We start from the raw sequence: 20,527 nt of genomic DNA on the forward strand, positions 1-20,527 counted from the left end.
TTATCCAATACAGATAAGGCTTTTACTAAACACAAGTTGATTTTGGGTAAATTATTATGAACAAAAACTACTGTTTGATGAATCTTTTTGTGCTATTTTTTTGATTTGATATAACTTGAATAATATACATTCCCGATTGCAATTTGCGAACGTCAATTGTAGTTTGATTCGTTTTCAAAATTTGCTTTCCTGTCATGTCAAATATGCTTACAGTTTCAATAGTCTCAGTGGTTTGAATATTTAATGTAGCTTTTGCTGGATTTGGATAAATTGTAAAATCTATCGGAGCAAAAGTAACTTCTTCCGTATTTAACGTAGCGTCATATTCATACGCGCCCATATCAATAGTGCCACCAACAATTCTAGTATTTCCATTGATATCTTCCAAAATAGACGATGGAAAGAATGCATTATCTCCAGTATCAATCGCTGCTGAACCCATCATTAAGGTATAATTTTCAGCACTAGAATCTACAAACATCGGATTGGTGGTTTGAATGTTAGAAATAGTTGTCCAATTTGAAAATCCATCTGGAGCTAAACTATTCCTAATAGTTACTGTATTTGGAGTTGTTTGTGTTTCCCATCGACGCACGCTTGTTTGCTCGTTTCCATTAGGCAATTTATTATCCCAAAAAATAGTATTATTAATTTCTAAGTTACATGTTCCGCCAACTCTTGAAGCTGAAACTACACCAACAAGCGAAGTACTTGTTCCGTTTAAAGAATTGTTAGCTATTGTACAATTGGTAACTATAGCGTTATGTGTTGTGGCAACATCTGTTCTAAACCATACTAAAGAATTACGCGCGGTAAGACTACTTGAAGCATTAGCAACAATATTATCTGTCAACGAACAGTTCGTTAAACTTACGGTGAGTGTTCCACTTGTTCGTGGATTTACACTGTATAATAGTGTAGCAAAACGTCCTAAGTTATTTTTAAATGTACAATTGGTAAAGGCATAATCATAATTTCCGGTCTGTGAAGTTGTGTGCTGATAGTATACAACTCCTGCATTTTCTACTCGATTATCTGTAAATATAACATTGTTAAAGGTAGCACTTTTACACGATTCTATGATTCGTACTGCGGCACCAAATTTTAAAGAAGTATCTCCTGTATTATTAGCATTTCCGCCTGACAAAGTAAGTCCGTCCACAAGTGCATTATCTTCAAGTATCTGTAAAATTCGATATGAATTCTCAGAATAGGTAGTATTTCCATGTGTCAACACGCCATCATCATTTCCTAAAATATCACCTGATAAAATAGTGACATTCATTACTGGATCGCGTTGACTCAACATGGTTTCTGTTCCGTTAAAACCACCGTATAAAGACTGATCAGCCATAAGCGTAAAAATAGCTCCTCTAGTAGTACCTGGTACGTATGTTCCTGCTTTAATCCAAAAATCTGAAATTGGATTGTTGTCCAACGCATTTTGTAAAGACGTATATGCATCTGTCCAACTTGTTCCATCGTTAGCTCCAGTAGCATCTATATCTACGTATACAATATTTTTCAAATAATTTGCCGTAATCACTTTATCACCATCCATCGTAATGGTTAAGGGATTTGCATTTCCTGTTGCATCACCACTCCAACTATCAAACATAAAACCTGCATTTGGAGTGATTGTAATCGTAACGACTGTTCCGTTATCGTACGTTCCGTTTACAGGATTAGGATTTGTTGTAAAAGTTCCACCTGTAGAATTTATAGTTAATGTACGTTGAATTGGCGCAAATGTCGCAGTAAGCGCTTTGCTACTGTCCATTAAAAGTTGTTCGTTGGCAGCATTTCCTGAAAGAGCACCTGACCAACCTGTAAATTCAAATCCTGGATCAGCAATAGCCGTTAGTGAAATGGTTTCTAAGAAATCATACGCGCCATTTGTTGGGCTCGGATTTGTAGTAACACTTCCATCTGTTGCCAATATATTTAATATAGGTCTGAAGGTCGTAGCCCCAAATTCGTATGCGCCCATATCAACCGCAACATTAAAAATTCGGCTATTTCCTGCTAAATCTACATTCAAAGGTGTTGGCAATTTTGAATTGTCTCCAAAATCTTTTGCTGGCGAAGTTGTTTGTAGTGTAAAATCGGTTGTACTTGTAAATAACGGATCTGCATTGCTTGTATTTACTTTACTTCCTGAAGCAATATTTGCAAAATCGTCGTTTGAAATACTATCAGAAATTAAAACGGTTCCTGTATTTGGATTATTTCCAACAGAAACTGCTCTTGATGTGTTTCCTCCAGTTGTAGTATTGTTCCATACAATTGTATTTGCGATATCTGTAATCATGGTTGAACCATTTTCTCCAAATACAATTGGCGAGCGTGTAAAATTGTTTAAGCCACCATTGGTTCCTAAATCTTGATTGTTCACTGCTGTACAGTTAATCACATTCAAAGCAATTGTTAATCGTGCTGGCACACTGTTAGAAACTGCCCAAACGACACTTCCTGCGAATCCTGCTGGTCCACCTGTTCTATCTTTTACCACATTGTCTTTAAATAAACAGTTATAAAGCGTAACATTAGTATCTTCAGCGTTAGCATCACGGAGATAGATAGTTCCGATACGACTCAAGTTATTTTCCACAACTGTATTTGTAACGTTTACATTTCGAGTTCCGCTTGAATATGCACCTAGACTTGAAAATCTAAAAAATGCACCATTGTCTGCAATATTATTTTTTATAATACAGTTGTTTACGTTGAAACCTAACGGGTTTAAAACGGTAATATAAATTGCTGCACCAGATTCGTCTGAAGCGCCCATTGTATGTCCGTCACTAATGGTAAAACCATCAATAGTTGTGTTGTGCGCATTCAATCGAATTATATGTTGTGTATTGTCTGAACGCGTAGATTCGGTAAATTCAATTACGCTATTATCGTTACTTAGTATATCTCCTGAAAGTATCGTTTCATTGTTAGCAATATCTCTTTGCGAAAGCGATGTTTCCGTTCCTGCAAATCCACCATATAATTTTACATCGTCATTATTTACGGTAAACGATTGTGTTCTATCGGTTGTACTCGCTTTGTACGTTCCGCTAGCCACCCAAATTTCTTCTCCTGCATTTACTGTGGCTAATGCATCTTGTAAAGAAGTATATGCGTTTGTCCATGATGAACCATCGTTTAACCCTGTTGCGTTTCCGTTTACAAATAAAGGTCCTTTTGTACGAAATGTAGCAGGAAGTGACCAACCTGAAGCTGGATTGTACGTTGTGTTTCCAGCACATTTTTTACGATAACGAACCGTGTATTCTGATGAAAAATCTAAGTTATTTATGAACACACTTCCGTTTACATCAGTTACGATTGTATATGTATTGAACGGTTGTGATGATAATCCGTAAGAAATATCAAAAGTATCTGTTTGTGGCAATACTAAAGTTGCTGTGTTTTCTGTGATGTTTGAAGTGCTAAAATCTGCAATATCTGGTGTTATACAAACCGTATAATTATTATCCGTCGTAATTTGTGAAACTTCAGCAGCTGTTAATACTCTGTTGTAGATGTAAATATCATCTATATTGTCATGATAAGTTTGCGTTGCTGAAAGCATTCCATTACTAATGTTTGCTATTTTCAAATCTACAGGCCTGTCCAAATCTCTTCCTGTAAATATACCTCCAACATTTACATTTTCTGTAGAAGTTTGACTCAACTCATCATCTACATAATAATTATACGTGTAAGGATACGTATTTCTTCCAGATGAAGTATTGAATTGCGTAGGTTCTTTTTTAATTGTAATTACAATATGTTTCCACGTTCCGTCTGCGACGAATTCAGAGAAAAACCGATCTCCCAAAAAATTACCTTGAGCTTGCGTGTTATTGTTGGCAACAACTCTTCTACTACTTTTAAAACCTATTCTACCATCTTTAAGGTATATAAAGAAGCCATTTTTAAAATCATTAGCTGAAGAAAAATTTGCAGTAGTACGCTCACTTTTATCAAAAATTGTTCTTTCATTGCTATCAATAACGCTGGTTTTTATCCAGAAAGCAATGGTAATGTCGGTAAAAGAAAATGTGGCACTGTTTAGGAAATCTCCATTTGGTTGAATACTATTAGATGAAGTTCCAAATCTATCGCTGTCAACAACTAAGTTAGCTCCATTTTGAGTAAAGTTGGCACCATTGGCAGCATCGGCGAGACTTCCGTTTGTGAAGTCATACGCACGTTGCAAACCATTTGTGGGAATTTGTCCGAATGCAATGGAACAGAATAATAGGAATACTGAGAGTAATCGTGAGTTCATAATTTGAATTTTGTGTTTTACGCTACAAAAGTCATTGGTGAACCACTATTTTTTTTGGTTTTATTTCTGAACTGTTTGTTTTTTTTGCTGAATGGTTTTTGGATTGTTAGAGCGCTTCGCTTTTGGAACGCTATCGCTTTTAGATTTTTGCTATTTTAAATGTTACATGTTGAATTTTAAATTATTGCTCACTGCTATGAAGTAATAAATTGGAATTTGATTTATAATCAAAAATATTTTCCCTTTTGTATTTTGGAGTTCTTGACGTCATTTCGAGTGATTTTTAGGAATAAAATGCAGAAAAATTGTATCGAGAAATGCTTTGAAAGTTAGACGAGTTTTGTTTTTAAGATTTTGCTATTTTAAATGTTACATATTGAATTTTAAATTATTACTCACTGCTATGAAGTAATAGACTAGAATTTGACTTATCATCAAAAGTCTTTGCGTTTTTAGATTATTAGATCGCTTGACTACTAGATTTTAGACATGTTTAATGCGCCTTTTGTTGATTTATATATTCGTATGTTTTTGAGAAAGTTATTGAAGTAAAGTATCTCTATACGGCGAAGCCAATTCTAAAAGCAAAGCACGTCTAAAAATCTAACAGCGCAGCGTTCCAACTAGCCCTGATAGAACGTCCTGTTTGAAATCCTTTTTTTGACGCTTTTCGCGGAAAAAAAAGATTGAGTAGTGATAGCAGGAAATAGCTTCTAATTTTTAAAATATTTCCGCAATGACTTGCATGAATGTGTCTTTTTTGTCGCGCGAAATTGGAATGGTTTTATTGTTTTCCATAATGAGATGAAAGCCATCTTTTTTAGAAAGTTCTTTGATGTGTTTTAGATTGATGAGATACGAACGGTGTGGTTTGTAAAAGATAGGTTTGTGCGCTAGTTGATCTGCAAAATGCTTGAGCGGCTTGCAGATGAATTCGGTTCTGTTGCCCTGTAAATATACTTTTGTGTACATTCCGTCCGCTTCAAAATAGTAGATATCGTCTTCGGAAGCAAAGATGATTCCTTTTGGGATTTCGAGCGCTATTTTACTGACAGCCATTTGTTTGAATGCCAGTTTTAAGTCGTGAATTTGTGTGTTGATGTTTTGATCGTTGATGATTTTTTCCGCCTTGCTTACGGCTTGCGTAAGTTCAGAGACATCAATAGGTTTTAGCAGATAATCAACCGCTGCCAATTTGAAGGCTTCTACGGCAAATTCGTTGTACGCCGTGACAAAGATGATTTGGAAATCGACAGGTTCGTTTTCAAAGAATTCTAAGATTTGTAATCCAGAATGTTGTGGCATATCAATATCTAAGAATACAATTTGTGGCTTTTTAGCTTTGATTGCTTTTACGCCTTCAAGTAAGTTGGACGCTTTGTCTATTGTCGAAATTTGCGGGCAATTTTGCTGCAAAAGCGCTTCTAGTAGGTTTTGCGCTTTTCGTTCGTCGTCTATGATGAGTACATTCATGGCTATTTTTTTAAAGGAATTTGGATGCTGACACGTGTTCCTGTAGGTTGTTGGTTTTCGTCTGTTAAGTCGCTAATGAGTACTTCTATTTTTTGTAGACGATCTTTGTTTATAAGCTCTACACGTTCCGTATTTGCTCGTGTTGCAAACGATTTGTAATACTGCGTTTGACTTTCTTTGAGTTTTTGAGCCGCTTTTCGGCCTATACCGTTATCCGTGATTTCACAGATTAATTGTTCATTATTCTTTAGGAAAGAAATTGCTAGCTTTCTGTTGTCTATTTTATGATGCAAACCGTGTTTGATGGCGTTTTCAATGTAAGGTTGAATGAATAGTGATGGAATTTTGATGGTTTCCAACTCCAAATTTTCAGCAACTGAAACTTCGTAAGTGAGTTCTTCTTCAAACCGAATTTTTTCTAATTCGAGATACAAGTGTAAAGCTTTGAGCTCTTGATCGAGTGTGATTTCTTTTTCTTGACTTTGTTCGAGATAGGTACGAATTAAACGTGAAAATTTCACCAAATATGTACTTGCTAAATTTTGTTGATTGAGTACAATGTATTCCTGAATGGAGTTGAGCGCATTGAAGATAAAATGCGGATTCATTTGCGAACGCAAGTTTTCTAAACGCAAGTTTACCAATTGCTTATCGATTTCCAATTGTTGTAATTCTTTGTTTTTTTGCTTTTCGCGTAATCGAATTTGTTTTTTGTAGTATAAAATTACGATTGCCAATACGGTACACATGATTAAAATGATAAACCACGCTTGTTTCCAAAACGGAAGCGTAATTTTGAATTGAATACTTTTGGGTTCTGAATATTCTGTTCCGTTAGTGTTTTTAGCGCGTAAATTGAAGGTGAAATTTCCAGCAGGTAATGTGTTGAATTTAACAGCCAGTTGTCCTTTATCAACAACATTCCACGAATCGTTAAAACCTTTCAGTTGGTATTCGTAATTTACAAATTTATCGGATTGAAATCCTTTTGAATTGAATCGGATTTCAATTTCACTTTGCTGCTGTTTTATGGTGTATGAAGTTGCCAACGGCACTTGCTTTTCTTCTAAATTTATGTGTGTAAAATATACTTCTGGCGTGTTCCATTGTTTGAAAACTGTGTGTTTGTCAAAGCAAAACATTCCAATATTTGAGCTAAATACAACTTCGTCTCCAAAGGTTTCAATATTGTTAATATTGTATGAAAGTAAGCCATCACGCTTGTTTATGGTCTGAAATGTTTGCGTATTACTTGTGTAGTATTGCAGTCCGTTATCCGTGACAATCCAGAGGTTTTTGCCATCTGTTTTTATTTTGTTGATCGATTTTGAAGCCAATCCGTTTTCGGTCGTTAATACTGTAATAACTTCATCATTTTTTATACCTAAAACACCATTATCATAGGTTGCAGCCCAGATTGTTCCATCGGAAGCTTCGTCAATGTCAAAACTAAAGATTGGTTTGTTGTTGTGTTGAATCGTTTTTTGAAAATTAAATAGTGAATCGTACAATAATAAACCATCAATATTGGCGATATACGCTTTTTTATTATGTTTTGAATAAATGGATTTGTAGGCTCTTTTTTGGTTGATTTCTTTGTTTTTTTCATCATTTCCATAGAACGTTCCATGTGAATAACTCTGTAAGTATTGATCGTCTTTTATATGTGAAATTGACTTTGCAGGACTTAATTTTTGAATTCGATTACTAGTTTTGTTTTCGGTATGATATTTTAAAACTTGTTTGTCAGAATTGTAATAGAGTATTTTTGTTGTTGGATTGTAATTAAGCTTGCGAATGTTAGAATTGTCATTAAAATTAAACGTTTTTTTGATCTTACCTTTCAAATTGGCTATTTGTAAGTTTCCTTTTGTATCACCTATAAAATAAGTTGAATCTGTCTTTTTTTCGAGTGTAGAAACATTTTTTTTAGAGCTTGATAGGATACGTAAACTTTCGTTAGGAATGACAAAAACACCTGTATTTAGTGTCGGAATCCATAGATTTTGCTGAAAGTCTTTTATAATTTCTGTTGTTGCATATGATTGTAAATAGTGTGCTATAATTTTGAGTTGGTTTCCTGCGCGTTTTGTTACAAAAACACCATTCATTGTCGCAAAATAGAAGAGTTTGTCAAATTCTTGTATGGCTTGGGTTCGTGTTTTGTTTAGTTCGACTGGCAATTGTAGTTCAGTAATGATTTCATTTTGAATATGAAATAAGCTGTTTTGATCGCCTGTTTTGGATTGAAAAAATAACAAACATCCATTAGAAATTTTATGAAAACCTGTAAAAGCGGCATATTCTTTTGTGGGATTTAATTGCGTTTTTACAGCTTCCTTAATTTCTTTTGTTTGAATGTCTTGGTATACTAATTTGTTATTGATTGAAAGATAATAGTAACGATCATTTTCTAGGTAACCAATATTTGTTCCTACGACATTTGGTGTTGTATTGACTATTTTTTTAGTGTTAAGATCTATCCATATTGTAGCTCTTGATTCATGAACAAGAAGGTATTTTTCGTGAACTGTATAATCTGCTAATGCGCCATTGAGTCTATTTTGAACATCAATGAATAGTCTTATTTTATTGTTTTCTATATAAAAAAACTGTCCTGCAATATTATTAAACCACAAACGCCCTTTAGTATCTAACTTTAAGTTAAAAAAGGAACGTCCTCGTTTTTCAGGATGCGAATAGGCTATGTATTCTTTTCCATCGTATCGAAAAAGTCCTTTATTTCCTGCGAGCCATATATAACCTTCTGTATCTTCGATACTGTCATAAAACTCAATATCTGGTAAACCGTTTGCTTCTGTTAGATGAATACTAACAGGTTCTTGCGCCCAAATGACCAAGCTTGAAAGAGTAAAATATATGATGAGTACTAACTGTCGCAAGTGAAAAAGTTTCAATAAAAGTACTATAAATTATAAAAAGGAAATGTCTTCCTTTCTGAAATGCACGAGTTCTTTGCTGAACTACTTATTTTTGGTGAGTACATGTGCGTATTCCTTTTTTATGACTTTTACATTCTTTATTTTCTTGAAGCTCTGTTTTGAAAATGAAAAACGCGCCAAAATAAAAAAGCAAGCTATATATATTAGCTTGCTTTTCATTTGTTCATGATTTCAAATCTTCAAAGTTCAATCTTTTTGGTAGAAAATTTGAAAATGATTAATCATTTTCTTTTGAGTAGCTTTTACTTTCTACAAATACTAAAAAATTCAAGTTTATTGTTTTATTAATTTGAATGTTTTTTGAGTATCACCAGCATATATTTTCACAAAATAAACACCACTTTTTAACTTACTTACATTAAATGTATTTAGATCGTTGTTTTTAGTTGCTATTAGTTGTCCTATACTATTGTAAATTTCTAACGCAGTTAATGAAGTGTCTAATCCCTTTATGTTTACAATGTTTTTAGCTGGATTTGGATATATTGAAACACCTGTTAATTCTTTACCTGGTGTACTTAGTGTATTAAAATCAAAAGTAGTAACTCCTGATAATCCAGAAGTATTTGAGTTTATCACATTTGTAAACGCTGCCATTGCATCATCAATCATATCTGCTTGCATAAATGATTTTAAAGGAGTGATAGTATTTGCCAATACAGAATCATTAGCTAAAATGCTAAACGTCCCACTAACTGGCGAACCATTTATTTGAATGGTTACTATTGGACTCATTATTCCACTTGAAGGTGCTGGTAATGTCATAGGACTTCCTAAGGTTTCTGTAATTAAGTATCCATCTACAGTTGGTTGTCCTATATCCGTTCCGTTAAAGAAAGTAGTACTTGCACCATTTCCAAGAGAGGAAGTAATACTTACAGTAATTCCATCAGGTACAAGAATTGCAAACCCGTAACTCTGTACAGAAGTACCAAAGTTAGAAGTACTTGTACTGGGTACAGCCGAAATAGTGAAGTTATAACTTCCGTTATCGACAAGTGTATACGTGTATCCATTTTGCGCTTTAGCGGCACTAAGGAAGAAGCAAAATGCTACGAGTAATAAAGTAGGTAATGTAATTTTTTTCATTTTTTTAGATTTAATTTTCGGGTAATTGTTCTATGATTTGATAGGTACTAAAGTTTAAGAAGTTTCCTGGATGTGCTAATACATTTTGTAAGATGAATGGCGTATCAGGCATTGTCCCAGCATATTGTGTGATGCCGTCCATGTTTACATCATGTATGTTATATCCTGTAATTGTGAATGTTGGGAAGTTTAGGAAATTCCCTAAATCATTTAATATTTCTGATAAAATACTAGGTGTATCAGGCGTTGTTCCTGAGTATTGTATAACAGTATCTACATTTACATTTCCTGTCCACATGGCCACAATGTCATTAGGCATTCCAAAAACAGTTTGTGCATTGCTTCCAAAAGTAATTTGATTGTTACTGTTTGTAAAATCGAGGATTTCAGTAGTATCAGATAATGCTATTGGGTTGGCAGACATAATTCCTAAGTGGTTTCTATGCTTAATGACTACATAGTAGCTTCCGGCAGCTAAATCAAATTGTACATCTGAAGTACCATCAACAGCTACAATATCTCCATCTCTTTGTAATAATGCTGATTGACTTGCTAGAATGGTTGTATTTGTAGTTGCATCACGCAATTCTACAAAAATCCAATCTATAATTGCATTATTTCCAGTTGTTGCTAATACGGAACTTTCTACTAGTAAAGCATCACTATAAGGAGAAGTTCTTGGAATATAATCCGCTACGCGTAAATCATCGCGCATTAATGTTTCTTCTCCTACGTTCGGATTCAATAAGGCGCCTTGTAAAAAAACAATTGGATTTACTTGAATTCCAAGTTTAATTCCTCCTTGCTGAAATCCTTGTGCTAGTGTTGTTGTTCCGTCTGAAATTGTTGTTGTAACTAATTCTCCAACAGTAAAATCTAATGTTATTGTTCCATCAGAAATTGTATTTCCTCCAGAAGCAACAACTTGTCGTTCGATATTTTGCGCATTCATAAAGAATACACAAAAGACGAAGACGATTACGAGTTTGTATGTTTTTTTCATTTCGTTTTTTTTAATTGTAAAACAGTTATTTTAAATAGCTCTTTATTTTATTAATTTTCAGGTAATTGTTCTGTGATTAGATAGGTACTAAAGTTTAAGAAGTTTCCTGGATGTGCTAATACATTTTGTAATATAATTGGTGCATCTGGACTAGTTCCTGCATATTGTGTTTTTCTGTCTAAATCCAAATCATTTGTATTGTAACCATTGATAACATAGGTTGGAAAGTTTAGAAAATTTCCAACGTCGTTTAATACAGCAGATAGAATACTTGGTGCATCTGGAGTTGTACCAGAATATTGTATAATAGTATCTCCATTTACATTTCCTGTCCACATGGCAACTTTTCCTGTTGGCATTCCAAACGAGGTTTGCGCATTGCTTCCAAACGTGATTTGACTCGCTTGATTGGTAAAATCTACAGTAGTAGGCAATCCTTCTAAAAAGACAATACTTGCATTGGTTATAATTCCCAAATGATTTCGATGTTTGATTGTGATATGATAGTTTCCTTCGGGCACTACAAAATTGATCGTTGAAACTCCATCCGTATTTACCACATCACCATCACGTTGTAGCAATGCGGATTGACTGGCAATTACCGTTGTATTTGTTAAAGCATCTCGTAATTCGATCCAAACCCAATCTACAATTGCATCTGTTCCTGTAGTATCAAAAACTTCTGCTCTACATGTGAATCCATCTGCATATGGACTCTGAATAGGAAGCATACTAGCAGCGCGAAGATCATCGCGCATTAAGTTTTCTTCTCCTACATTTGGATTGAGTGCAGCGCCTTGTAAACATACTTTTGCGGCAACTTCAATCGGATCTTTTCCTTCTACAGCAAAATCATCAAGCACAATTCCTTCTTCAGTAATGACGCTATCTGACACCAATCGCATTCTAAAAACAACATTGTCTTCATTTCTTAAATCGGTTTCTCCAAGTGCTGCATTAGCTTTAAAATCATACGCATATTCATTCATGGTTATATTTGCACCAGTCCATTGTGCTCCTGGACAACCTGGGCAATCTCCTTGCTCTGCTCGGTTACTATTATACCAGTTTGGTTGGCTATTTATCGTTCCTAAGTTTTGCCATGTTTGTCCTCCGTTTAAGGAATATTGCACATTTGCCCAATCCCAATTTTCTTCTAGCATGTATGCCATTTGAAATTTTAAAACGGGATCAATGATTTGTGTAAAGTCATAACAATTAGAAACTAAATACGCATTTACATCTGTAGGATAATTTCCTGATAAATTGGTTGCATAGGCTTGTGTTCCTGAAGCAACCGTATTTAAAGTTGAGCCACTTGGCACACCTCGTTGCCAAACGCCGTTTTCTATAATTAATTCATCTGCTGGATTTTCAAAAGAATTTGTCATATTGAAGTCTCCTGAAGCATTGACACTAAAGTTTTGAGAACGCACATTGTTTGCTGTATTATCGTCATTTGTGATTGTAGCATTTATATCTAGTGTAAATGATCCTGAACCTACAGAGATTGCTGGCAAATTTATTGTTGTTTCTTCATTGGATTGCAGCATTCCATTCCATGTGTAATTGTAGGTTGTTCCTCCTGTAACTCCATACGTAATGTTTATTTCTGTAATATTATTGATTCCATTGCTTCGTACTTGTATTTGTGGCGAAATATCTCCGCAGTTTACAATAGCATTCGTAGGATTTGTAATGGCACGTACACTGACATCATTTTGTAATAATTGTATTGGAATAGAAGAGCGCCATAATCCACGTCCATAAGTTGCTGCTGTAATAGATTGATCGTCTAAGTTGATTTCTAAGTCTTCTATTTTTGTATTTGGAAGATTTGTCATAAACGGTTGCCAATCTGGACTGCTATCATCCAAACGATAAATTCCTAAATCGGTAGAAACATAGATAGGGTTTAGCGGATGATTTCCTTGATGCACTATGTCTTCTGGATATTCTGTGGCTACGGGAAAGTTGCCTGTGATGTCTGTCCACGTTAATCCACCATCTATCGTTTTAAAAATTCCTTTGTTTGCGTAGTCACCATCAGTTGTAATCCACATTTTAGTTGGATCGTCTTTATGAATGGCAATTCCCGCAATGGCGTTTCCAACTATATTGGTATTAAAGTCTAACGTTTGCCCACCATCCGAACTTACACGGAAATTTTGATGTCCTGATGATACAATAATGTTTGGATTGGAAGGCGCAATTTCCATGATATCTGTATATCCTTGTAAATCTCCAACCAATTCCCACTCATAGGTTGTTCTATTTAATTTAAATAAATTACTCCAAGCGGCATATACGTCTCCATTACTATCTGCAGATAATGGTGCTACCCAAACTCCTGTACCAGAGTTTGAAGGTCTAAACACTCTTGTAAACCAACCATCGGCACGATTGGAAACATATAACGTTCCTCCATCTTGTGTAAGTCCATAATACGTATTATCATCTATTGGTGTTATTAGTGCATTGACACCATCGCCAGGATGAAAGGCTCGCCAATCACCATTTACATCTAAACCATGTCCGCCATTGTCTTGTAAACCTCCAGTAATATTGTTTGGATTTCCTTGTGCAACTGCTACATTGAAAAATTCGCCAATTTGTAAACCTTGGTGATGTGCTGTAAAATTTGTTCCGCCATCTTCACTACTGTAGATTCCACCATCAGAAGCTACAAATACTTTTCCTGCAACCACACGAATGCTATGAATATCTGCATGTGTATAGGCTTCTGTTAATTGATCCCAACGGTTGAGTTTATCCCAAGCTTGTCCACCATTAGTGGATTTCCAAACATCCATTACACCAATATAAAGCTCATTGGCATTGGTATCAGAAACACCTATTGCCATATTGTACCAAACTTGATTGTTACCTATAAGTGAATACGCATCTTGATCTCTTAATGAAAAACTTTGCCCGCTGTTTGTAGAACGGTAAATACCATGTTCTCTATTATCAATAGCATCTGAGCTGAAAAGGTAAATATAGTTTGGATTTGCAGGTGTCACATCAATCACCATTCGGAATGTATTTGTTGGTACACCATTGGTTATTTGTGTAAAGTTTGCGCCTCCATCTGTTGAACGATAGAACGCTGTGTTACTTACACAGTATATGATACTTGCATCTCCTGGTTTTATGCGTAAATCGCGAATGTTTATTCCTGCCAAACTTTGTGACCAAGTTACACCAGCATCTGAAGAAGTGTATACACCATCATCAGAGGACGCAATTAGCGTATTTGAATTTGCTGGATCTATGAATAACTCAGTCATTCGATTCATATTTCCTATCGTATTTACATTTAAACCTGTTGTATTCCAAGTAATTCCACCATCTAATGATTTTAGTACTCCAAAAGTTGGAGTTTGATCTGCGTCATCATCTCCAGTTGCAATGTAAATAATGTTTGAGTTGTTATAATCTACAGCAATGGCAGAGACTCCTAATCGCGGTAAATTGTCTGTCATCGGCGTCCAGTTTGCGCCAGCATCTAAGGTTTTCCACAAACCTCCGTTTGGCGCACCTACATACCAAATACTAGCATTGTTAGGATCTACTGTAATAGCGTTGAGTCGTCCTTGTCCAGAAGGTTGTGCATTTGCTTGGATATGATTGTACGGACCTAAAGGTTGCCAGTTACTGAGATCTCCATTATTTTCAGCTTGTGCAAATTGCGTTTTTACTCCCCAAGCATTCCATATTTCTTTAGCTGTTGGTAAAGAACCATCTTTTTTTACTCTACGTTTCCATTGTTGTTCCCAACGTTTAAAAGGTTTGTAACCACTTCCTTTTTCGTCTTTATTATGTGTAAGCCAATAGATGTTGAACGCTTGTTGTACTTCTTGAAAAGTAGGTTTTTGCCCAGTTCTTTCTTGTTTCAAATTCAATTCCTTCATCCAAGGAGCATTTTGATTGTATTGAGCAAAAAGAAGTACACTAGAAAGCATACATAGTAAGAGTGTAATTTTTTTCATTTGATTTGGGGTTCTATTTTGGTTTATGAAATTATATTCAGAAAAAACTTCCCAAGTCAAAGCTATCTTTCAGCTATTTGGGAAGTTTTATTGATTTCTCTTTTAATCAATACTAAATGTTAGTCCATCAAGAGACACCCAATTTTGAACCACATTAAAGCCTGTAGCAATGATGACAGTTCCGTTTGGATTTACATCTACACGCATTGCTCCATTTTCTGTTTCTACTGAGAAAATTCTTGTTTTTGTTGGTCTAAAACCAACAGGAAGTGTCATGATAACATCTGCATTATTAATAGCAGAACTTTTATTACATAAGCCTTCTAAGGTTACTATGTTGTTTACTTTTCTATAACGAGGGTCTTGAAAATTTGTTACTAAAAATGATGTGTTATAATACGCCCAACCTGCGTTCATTGTTGCTGCAGTATAAGCACTTGGTACTACTGTATTATCTGTCCAAGTATAGCCACCTGAACCGTCTGTTTGTAAAACTTGACCGTTACTTCCTCCAGCAGGCAACTCGATTTCATTTAATGGATCACTATCTGCATCGTTTACGGCATCCGTTACCCAAGCATAGTTTCCAGCACCATCAGTTTTTAATAGTTGTCCATTAGTTCCTCCACTTGGAAGCATCGCTCCAACAGCAACAGTTATCCAAGCATAGTTTCCAGCTCCATCAGTTTTTAATACTTGTCCGTCAATTCCACCAGTTGGCAATTCTATTTCATTCATTGGATCGCTATCTGCATCGTCTACAGCATCCGTTATCCAAATAGTTGAAGTACCATCTGTTGATAATATTTTTCCTGATTCTCCAGATTGTGCAGGTAATTCTATTTCATTGGTAGGATTAGCATCTAAATCATTATTTGAAACCCACGTATAGTTTCCTGAACCATCTGTTTTTAATACATCTCCATCAGTTCCTCCTGCTGGAAGTGTAGCTCCGCCTCCCATAGGAGCATCAATCCAAGATACTGAACCAGAACCATCAGTACTCATTATTTGATTTGCCGTTCCATCTTGTGCTGGCAATGTATACGAAGTTCCTGAACCTACATTATCTCCATCTATTGTTAACTGACCATTTAGAGTTGTGTTTCCATTTTTTAGCATTACTAAAGCATCACTAAATCCTGTAGCTCTAAAAGCTTCATCTGGATTTGTACCATTACCGATAACAAATAAACGATCTGTTTCAACAAATTGAGTTGCATTTCCTGCTACTCGTGTATTATAGGTTCCAATAGATGTTTGTCCAAATGATTCTGCTGTTAAACTTGTACCAGCCGTTATTGCAGCCGCTCCACTAGCAATATTACTTTCTCCTATAGATACAGAACTAGTGTTACTTGCAATAGAGTTATTTCCAAGTACTATAGAATTTCCGCCTACATTTGCATCATTCCATTCTGAACCACTTGCGCCACCTGCTCTGAAAGCTTGTTTGCTTTTATCAAAAAACATACGACTGTCATCATTCGTAGCTGTTGTAATGTCTCCTAATTGAGAACTCCCAAATACAAAGTCGTCTGTAGCGGTATCGCCGTTAGCATTGCTAGTTATGTTTGCAGTTGTTATGAATGCTCCAGAACCTCCTCCTGCAGCATCTGCCCAAGATACATTTCCAGTGCCATCTGTGGTCATTACTTGGTTTGCGCTACCATCTTGTGCTGGCAAGGTATACCCACGTTCCATTTCTTGATTGTCTCCATCAATGGTTACAGTACCGTTTATGGTTGTGTTTCCATTTTTTAGTATCACTAATGCGTCAGAGCTATTTATTCCTTCAAAATCAGCAGTTCCGTTACCTACCACTAATAAACGATCGGTTGGCACATGCACATTTGCATTACCCGCAACTGGAGTATTGAATTGTCCAAGTGTGGTTTGACCTCTAGACTCCGCAGTAATGGCATATCCTAAAGCAATTGATTCTGTTCCTGAAGCGTTCGTATTTCTACCTAATGCTACAGTGTAATTACCAGAAGCTATATTATTGTCTCCCATCGTCATACTATAAAATCCAGAAGAAACATTTCGTTGCCCTCCTAACGTAGAAGCGTACCAACCTGAAGCTACATTTCGCTGTCCAAATCCTACAGTAAATGGTCCTACGTTCGCATCATCAAAACCTCCAAAACCATCTACTTCGTTACCTGCTCTGAATGCACCTTTACTTTTATCAAAAAACATTCTAGAGTTGTCATCAGCTCCTGAAAGATTGTCTAATTGCGAACTCCCAAAAACAAAATCATCCGTAGCGATAGTTCCATTAGTATTGCTAGTAACATTTGCTGTAGTTGTAAAGGATGCAGCCGCTGTTTGGTTTACCCAAGCATACACTCCTGATCCATCTGTGCTTAATATTTGTCCATCAACTCCGCCAGTTGGTAATTCATTGGGAACATCTTGCCAAGCTACCACAGTTCCATCTGTAGTTAGGAATTTACCTGATTCGCCTGCTTGTGTAGGCAATTCTATTTCGTTTGTTGGATCGTTATCTGCATCGTCATTTGTTATCCATGATAACACTCCTGAACCATCCGTAGAAAGCACATATCCGTTAGTTCCTCCATTTGGAATGGCTGCTGCTGCTGGAGTTACCCAAGTAACATTTCCAGAACCATCTGTTTGCATGATTTGATTTATAGTTCCATCTTGTGCAGGAAGTGTAAAAGAAGTTCCAACTCCTGCGTTATCACCATCTATTGTTAGTGTTCCATTTAAGGTAGTGTTTCCGTTTTTTAGCATAACTAAGGCATCACTGTTTAGTGCTAAGTTGATATCTTCTTGTCCATTACCAATGACAAATAAACGATCTGTTGGAACCCATGTATCGGTAGAACCTGACACAAAGTTACTGTACTGCCCCAATTGAATTTCGGCCATTGAATTCGCGTTTAGTTGTCGTCCAATCGCTGTGGAATTTATACCATAAGCACGTGCGTTTAATCCAAAACCTCTTGCATAATCTGCAAAACCTCCTGCATTTAATCCGAAAGCAAAAGCTTCATTTCCTGTTGCATTGGCGTTGCGTCCCATAGAGAATGAGTTGCGTCCACTAGCAACTCCGCCTTCACCAAAACCTACAGAATACTCTCCTACTTTGGTTTCATCCCATTGATCGGTTTGTGTATATCCTGCTCTAAAAGCCGCTTTGCTTTTGTCGTAGAACATTCTATTTCCGAAGGCTGCATTAAAAGAGCCATTATTATCCAATTGGTTAGATCCAAATACAAAATCGTCTGTTACGTTGTTTCCGTTTCCGTTACTTACAACGCCACTGTTTACTGTAAATGTTCCTGCGTTGCCAGCTTGACCACTGTTTAAAGCGTACATAGCATACGGAACAAATTGTAGTTTTGAAGTTCCTAGTTGCACATAGCTAGTTCCACCTGTGATGTCTACTTGTATATCGATCCACTGATTTTGAGAGTTCCAATTGATTGCTAAGAAGTTTGCTCCTGAAGTTCCGCCACCAACAGGCAATGTAATGACTCCTTGCGCATTGGAAGTTACGGTATGTGTTTCATTGTAGACTACACTTCCTGTTGGACTTCCTTCTATGATTCTTACGAGTACGCCAATTGATTGATTGGCTAGTGGATTGTTAGCAGCATCACGTACAACTGCTTGATAATTGAAATTTTGAGCATAGCTTATGACACCAAATAGTAGCATCATAATGAGTAGGGTAATTTTTTTCATAATAAAAAAAGAATTTCTTGTTGTTTATGTAGTGACAGCAAAAAAATCATACACCCTATTTTTTTAGATGCTTTATTTTTTTTAATTGATTTTTGTTTTTTTTGAACTCCGAAAATTTGAACAAATCCCTAAAGCAAACGCCCATTTTTAGCTATACAAAAAAGTATGTGTAAAACTTTAGTCCACTCGTATTCATTATTTTAAAATTGAACTTCATTGAAGAATTAGGCTTAGGCATTTTCTAGTCTTTAGTTCGTTAAACGTTGTTGATAACTAAAAAACAATTCTACTATATTTAAAATAGGAGGCAAAGAATTAGTTGTTGCCTAAGCCTTAGTATGTGAGTTGTTTCAAAAAAAACTATGCTTCCTAACAACAAGATTTTTCATAGTCTTATTTTGATGTTTTCTTAAATTACTCAAAAAAGAAATACAAACTTCACATATATATTTTAGTCCACTACAAATTTGAAGCTAGTGGAAATTATATTTGCATTTAAACCTGTACTCCTTTTGTAATAACTATATCGTATATCAAAGGATTTTAATCCGATATTGAATATTTTAAATTTTGCAAATACGTCTGTATATTTTATTCCCAAACCATATTGATGACTGTTAAATTTTGATAAGTCAAAATCTGAAGTGTAAAATTCAGAAGTCGACACATGCGTTTCATACGTGCCAAAATAATCGGCTGCTGTTTGATTGTAGAAACGATAGTTTGGATAGAGTGTAAATTTTCCGAAACCCAATTTAATTGGTAGTTCAATGTTTGCTGTTTGCGAATTGATTCCCCACGTATCAAAATAATAGCGATAATAAGTTCGTAAGGATATGTTTTCGTTAAAATAATAGTTGAATCGCGCTCCAAAAGGCAACTTGAATCGTGTATCAGGCAAACGCTCAATATCATCTACCAAGTGAAAAACATCTGTATTTTCTGGGGAATTATAATTTGAAATATTTGCCGCATTTCCCACATAATAATTGTCTCTGTCGGCAAAATAGACACGTTGCATTGGGTTTGCCAACCAACCTTGTTGTTGTACAACATCTACAAACAGTGAGAATTGTGCATTTTTATTGATGATTTGAGAAAAACTCAAATACAGTGAATAGGTGTTTCTTGCTCGGTCTTGAATGAACGTTGTATTGAATGGCGACCAAACAGTTGCACTATTTTTATCAATGATATTCCCGTCTTGATTTAAGATGTCAATATTAGCAAAAAAACCATTATTGAGGTTTTGATTGGCTTCATTGTATGAGTCTAATTCTGTTGGATATTTAGGATTCCACGTATCTAAATACACTTGCGCTTTTACACCAACTTCTGTATTTTTCTGATTGAATAGTTTGGTATAGCTTCCTCCAAAACCAACAGATACATAATCATATTCCACGGCAAAGTTGACATTCCCGCTCCAAATACTATTTCTATCATCGGAAGAATGACTATAACTCGCGTTGATTCCTCCCCAGACATCACCCGCAGAAGCTCCAGAAGATGCTACCCAAGGGCTTCCTTTTACACCGCTTGTATTTCCGCTTTCATCACCATCATCGTAACCATTTCCAGAAGCACCAGAAGCATCAAAAGGATCTAAATTACTTGATGAAGCCGATGTATATGCCGAAATTCCTGCATCAATTGTTAATACATCATCTGCATTTAATGGAATTGCTACTACAAATGTTGGTGTAATATCTGTAAGTCGCTCGTTTCCAACACCACCAGTAACGGAAGCATTGTTTCCATCTTGTGTGTAATAACTCATCAAGAAATCAACTTCTGTAGTTTCCAATACTCGTTTTTTGTACACTTTTAATGTGTCCGTAACTTTTGTTTGTGAAAACATCATCGAACAGCAAAAAAGCATTAGTAGAAGACTTATTTTTTTCATATTGTTTTCCCGAGAAAGCGGAAATCTTATTTTTTATTTATGAAATCTGCTTTTGCAACAGAATAAATTCAGCTAGCAATTTTGAATATGTCTTCG

The 20,527-nt window shown here is 35.6% G+C and carries 8 protein-coding genes; all 8 read right to left on the bottom strand.

The genetic code is table 11. From position 1 onward, the window contains the following. Positions 1-67: 67 nt before the first annotated feature. The 8 genes from Q0828_RS05555 to Q0828_RS05590 all read right to left on the bottom strand — a co-directional run bounded on the left by Q0828_RS05555 (position 68) and on the right by Q0828_RS05590 (position 20,431). Positions 68-4,288: a choice-of-anchor Q domain-containing protein gene (locus Q0828_RS05555; protein WP_298418418.1), complete on the bottom strand. Its 4,221-nt coding sequence runs from the start codon at positions 4,286-4,288 to the stop codon at positions 68-70. A 720-nt stretch (positions 4,289-5,008) separates the two neighbouring features. Then, positions 5,009-5,761 (bottom strand): LytTR family DNA-binding domain-containing protein, encoded by a 753-nt coding sequence (locus Q0828_RS05560; RefSeq protein WP_298418420.1) that lies wholly within the window; start codon positions 5,759-5,761, stop codon positions 5,009-5,011. Positions 5,762-5,763: 2 nt separating this feature from the next. Then, positions 5,764-8,664 carry a sensor histidine kinase gene (locus tag Q0828_RS05565; RefSeq protein WP_298418422.1) on the bottom strand — a complete coding sequence of 967 codons (2,901 nt, stop codon included), beginning with the start codon at positions 8,662-8,664 and terminating at the stop codon, positions 5,764-5,766. Between the two features lie 333 nt (positions 8,665-8,997). After that, the gene (locus Q0828_RS05570) at positions 8,998-9,813 is read right to left on the bottom strand and encodes a T9SS type A sorting domain-containing protein (RefSeq protein WP_298418424.1); all 816 of its coding nucleotides are present in this window, start codon (positions 9,811-9,813) and stop codon (positions 8,998-9,000) included. A gap of 10 nt (positions 9,814-9,823) precedes the next feature. Continuing rightward, complete coding sequence (locus tag Q0828_RS05575) at positions 9,824-10,816, bottom strand: hemagglutinin protein (RefSeq protein ID WP_298418425.1); 993 nt, start codon at positions 10,814-10,816, stop codon at positions 9,824-9,826. Between the two features lie 50 nt (positions 10,817-10,866). Continuing rightward, a complete protein-coding gene (locus Q0828_RS05580; protein ID WP_298418426.1) occupies positions 10,867-14,808 on the bottom strand; it encodes a hypothetical protein in 3,942 nt (1,313 codons plus the stop codon). Positions 14,809-14,910: 102 nt separating this feature from the next. Next, complete coding sequence (locus Q0828_RS05585) at positions 14,911-18,525, bottom strand: hypothetical protein (protein ID WP_298418428.1); 3,615 nt, start codon at positions 18,523-18,525, stop codon at positions 14,911-14,913. 451 nt (positions 18,526-18,976) lie between these two features. Then, positions 18,977-20,431 carry a DUF3570 domain-containing protein gene (locus Q0828_RS05590; RefSeq protein ID WP_298418430.1) on the bottom strand — a complete coding sequence of 485 codons (1,455 nt, stop codon included), beginning with the start codon at positions 20,429-20,431 and terminating at the stop codon, positions 18,977-18,979. Between the last annotated feature and the right edge of the window lie 96 nt (positions 20,432-20,527).

The organism is uncultured Kordia sp., from assembly GCF_947496985.1.
Classification (GTDB): Bacteria; Bacteroidota; Bacteroidia; order Flavobacteriales; family Flavobacteriaceae; genus Kordia.